This is a genomic window from Methanocorpusculum petauri (assembly GCF_026891975.1).
GTDB lineage: Archaea > Halobacteriota > Methanomicrobia > Methanomicrobiales > Methanocorpusculaceae > Methanocorpusculum > Methanocorpusculum petauri.
In genome coordinates, this window is the sequence record NZ_JAPTGB010000038.1 from 1 (window position 1) to 4,030 (window position 4,030).

The 4,030-nt window shown below is 56.9% G+C and carries 4 protein-coding genes; all 4 read left to right on the forward strand.

The window, feature by feature from the left end; genetic code table 11:
- Nucleotides 1-44 precede the first annotated feature (44 nt).
- A complete protein-coding gene (gene hdrC / locus O0S10_RS10340) occupies nucleotides 45-629 on the forward strand; it encodes a CoB--CoM heterodisulfide reductase subunit C (RefSeq protein ID WP_268925802.1) in 585 nt (194 codons plus the stop codon).
- Nucleotides 629-1,555 (forward strand): CoB--CoM heterodisulfide reductase subunit B, encoded by a 927-nt coding sequence (gene hdrB / locus O0S10_RS10345; protein WP_268925803.1) that lies wholly within the window; start codon nucleotides 629-631, stop codon nucleotides 1,553-1,555. Before hdrC ends, hdrB begins: the two co-directional genes overlap by 1 nt.
- A 2-nt stretch (nucleotides 1,556-1,557) precedes the next feature.
- On the forward strand, nucleotides 1,558-3,603 hold the full coding sequence (locus O0S10_RS10350; protein ID WP_268925804.1) for a CoB--CoM heterodisulfide reductase iron-sulfur subunit A family protein: 2,046 nt from the start codon (nucleotides 1,558-1,560) through the stop codon (nucleotides 3,601-3,603).
- Nucleotides 3,603-4,030: hydrogenase iron-sulfur subunit (locus O0S10_RS10355; RefSeq protein WP_268925805.1), on the forward strand; the 428-nt coding region annotated here is incomplete at its 3' end. The genes O0S10_RS10350 and O0S10_RS10355, both read left to right, overlap by 1 nt.

The window sequence follows — 4,030 nt, forward strand, 5'->3', positions numbered from 1 at the left end:
GACACCTTTGGTCAGGTTGAATTAAAACCCCTGGAGTAAAAAGAATGGCAAGTGCAAAATCCTACAAAGACGCCGGGCTCTCCGCCCGCCTTGCAGACCGCTACTACCGGCCTGCCCAGGACTCCGACCCGACCTTCGTCGGCGACGTTGAGCGTATCAGCGGCACGGAAGCCCACATCTGCTACCAGTGCGGCACGTGTACCGGCTCCTGTCCGTCTGCTCCCCGCAGCAGCTACCGTATCCGGAACTTCATGCGGCGAACCAACCTCGGCTTAAAAGAAGTGAGCTTAACCGACCCCGACCTGTGGCTGTGCACCACGTGCTACACCTGCAGCGACCGGTGTCCGCGTGACCTGATTCCGACCGACGTCATCATGGCCATGCGGAACATGGCTGCCCAGCGCGGCATCGTTCCGAAGAACTTCCTTGGCACGGTAAACTTCATCTACCAGACCGGTCACGGCGTTCCGAACAGCGATGCCAACCGTGCTGCCCGTGTCAAACTCGGTCTCGAACCCGAACCGGAAACCACGTGCAAATATCCTGAATACCTGCCTGCCATCCGTAAAATTCTTGAATCGTACGGCACCAAACAGCTCGCAGACAAAGTCCTTGCGGAGGGTCAGTAATGTCCAACGACACACACAAATTCGCCTTCTTCCTCGGCTGCATCGCCCCGAACCGGTATCCCGGCATTGAATCCGCCGCCATTCGTACCGGCAAAAAGCTTGGCATCGACCTTGTCCCGTTAAAGGGTGCAAGCTGCTGTCCCGCTCCCGGTGCCTTCGGCAGCATCGACCTCAACGTCTGGTATGCCATGGCCGCCCGGAACCTCGTCCTCGCCGAACAGATGGGCATGGACATCGCCTTAATCTGCAACGGCTGCTACAAATCCATCTGGGAAGTCAACCACAAATTAAAACACAACGACGAACTCCGCGACAGCGTCAACGAAGTATTAAAAGAAGTCGACATGGAATACAAAGGCACCATCAACGTCTACCACCTTGCCGAACTCTACTACAACGACGACATCTGCGGTCTGGACAAACTCAAAGACAGCGTCACCACCCCGTTAACCGGTGTCAAAGTCGCCTGTCACTACGGCTGTCACCTACTCAAACCGAGAAAAGACCGTGAATTCGCCGGAGACGTCATCGGCGACACCGAACACCCGACCTGGTTCGAAGAACTCGTCGAATCCCTCGGTGCCGAAGCCGTCGAATACCGCAACAAAATGCAGTGCTGTGGCGCTGGCGGAGGTGTCCGCGGATACGACATCGCCCACGCCCTTGACATCACCAACGAAAAACTGACCAACATGACCGACGCCGGCGCCGAAGCCATCGTCGACACCTGTCCGTTCTGCCAGCTGCAGTTCGACCGTGGTCAGTTCGAAATCAAAGACAAATTCGGCGTTGAATGGCACCTTCCTGTTCTTCACTTCTGTGAAATGCTCGGTCTCGCCCAGGGCATGAGCCCCATCGAACTCGGCCTTGACCTGCACCAGATGTCCTGCAAACCCTTCCTCGACAAAATCAACGGAGGTCAGTAACAATGGTATACTCTGGTAAAAAAGCCTGTGAATCAGGTACTGCACCCGTCGAACCCCGTATCGGCGTCTTCATCTGCCACTGCGGAACCAACATCGCCGGCTCCGTCGACGTCGTTGCCGTCAAAGAGTATGCAAAAACTCTCCCGCACGTCGTCGTCTCCGAAAACTACGCGTACATGTGTTCTACCCCCGGTCAGAACATGATCCACGACGACATCGAAAAATACAACCTTACCGGTGTCGTTGTTGCCGCATGTACTCCCCGTCTGCATGAACCTACCTTCCGTACCGCCACTGCCAACGGCGGCCTGAACCCGTTCCGGTTCGAAATGGCCAACATCCGTGACCAGGGCTCGTGGGTCCACATGCACGACTGGGACGGCGGCACCGCCAAAGCCAAAGACGCCGTCCGCATTGCCGTCGCCAAAGCCACCATGCTGGAAGACCTCTACCCGATGGCCGTCCCTGTCGAGCACCGCGCCATGGTCGTCGGTGCCGGCGTCGCCGGTATCCAGACCTCCATGGACCTTGCCAAAGCCGGCATTGAGACCTACCTCATCGAAAAAGAACCCACCATCGGCGGTCGCATGTCCCAGCTGGACAAAACCTTCCCGACACTTGACTGCTCGCAGTGTATTCTGTCTCCGAAGATGGCCGAAGCCGGCAGAATGCCCGGTATCAAACTCTACACCCTCGCCGAAGTCGAGGCCGTAGAAGGTTACATCGGCAACTTTGACGTCACCATCCGCCGTCACGCCCGCGGTGTCCTGACCCCTGCCGAAGCTGCCGCCAAAGGCATCGTCGGTGGAGGATGTACCGGTTGTGGTGACTGTGCCCAGGTCTGCCCGGTTGTCAAACCGAACACCTGGGAATTCGGCATGGCTCCCCGAAAAGCCATCTACATCCAGCACGCCCAGGTCGTCCCGCTGATCTACACCATCGACTTCAGCGCCTGTGTCAAATGCGGTCTCTGTGAAACCGCCTGCGGCACCAAGAAAGCCATCGACCTCAACATGGAAGACGAACTGTTCACCGTCAAGGTCGGTACCGTCATCCTTGCCACCGGATACGAAACCTTCCCCATCGAAGAAAAGAAAGAGTGGGGATACAAACTCTACGACAACGTCATCACCTCGCTTGAATTCGAACGGTTAATCTGCGCATCCGGTCCGACCATCGGCCACCTCGTGCGCCCGTCCGACGGCGAAACCCCGATGTCCGTCGGATTCGTCCTCTGTGCCGGGTCCCGGGACAACACCGGTATCGGCAAACCGTACTGCAGCCGGTTCTGCTGCATGTACTCGCTGAAACACGCCCACCAGGTCATCGAAAAGATCCCCGGCTGTAAAGCCTACATCTTCTACATGGACATCCGCTCCTTCGGCAAAGCCTACGAAGAGTTCTACTACCGTATCCAGCACGAAGGCGCCAAGTTCATCCGCGGCCGTGTTGCCCAGGTACAGGAACTGCCGAACAAGAACCTCATCGTCGTTGCCGAAGACACCCTTCTTGGCATGCCGGTCGAGATCGAAGTCGAGCTTGTCGTTCTCGCCGCCGCCGTTCAGCCGACCGCCGAGACCGAAGTCGTCCGCAGACACTTCGGTGTCTCCTGCTCTGCCGACAAGTGGCTGCTGGAAGCTCACCCGAAACTTGATCCGTGCGGAACTACCACTGCAGGTGTGTACTTAGCCGGTGTCTGTCAGGGTCCGAAGGATATTCCTGACACGGTCGCTCAGGCCGAAGGTGCCGCATCTGCTGCATCCATTCCGATTCACGCCGGTCAGGTCGAACTCGAACCATACTATGCCCAGTGCGTTGAATCTCTCTGTGCCGGCTGTGGTATGTGTGTCGGCCAGTGTCCGTACTCTGCATTGTCGATGATCCTCAACGACGAAGGCAGGACGGTCATGAGCGTCACTGCCGCAAAGTGTAAAGGCTGCGGTACGTGCGGCGGTTTCTGCCCCGGTGGTGCCATCAAGATGCAGCACTTCACGAGCCCGCAGATTCTTGCCCAGATTGATGCATTCTTCCTGGGAGGTGAACAGTAATGGCTGATGAGTGGAAACCGAAGATTATCGGTATCATCTGTAACTGGTGTTCCTACGCCGGAGCAGACGGTGCGGGTTCCGCCCGTACCCAGTACCCGCCGGACGTGAGAATCGTCCGGGTGATGTGTACCGGACGTATCGACACGCTCTTTGTCCTCAAGGCATTTGCCGACGGAGCAGACGGGGTTCTTGTATCCGGCTGTCACTTCGGTGACTGCCACTACCTTGCAGGAAACTACAAGGCAGCAAAGAGAATGTTCCTCGTAAAGAGTATCATGCAGAACATGGGTCTGGAGCACAAACGCTTCCGTATGACCTTTGTGTCAGCATCAGAAGGAGCAAAGTGGGCAGTCGTCATTAACGATGTCATCAACACTGTAAAAGAGATCGGACCAAGCCCCATTGCAGCAGAAAGAAAGAGAAGAGG

Bases quoted from the DNA above. Each gene is read 5' to 3' on its own strand.
- O0S10_RS10350 (WP_268925804.1), top strand. From the start codon at position 1,558: ATGGTATACTCTGGTAAAAAAGCCTGTGAATCAGGTACTGCACCCGTC.
- hdrB (WP_268925803.1), top strand. From the start codon at position 629: ATGTCCAACGACACACACAAATTCGCCTTCTTCCTCGGCTGCATCGCC.
- hdrC (WP_268925802.1), top strand. From the start codon at position 45: ATGGCAAGTGCAAAATCCTACAAAGACGCCGGGCTCTCCGCCCGCCTT.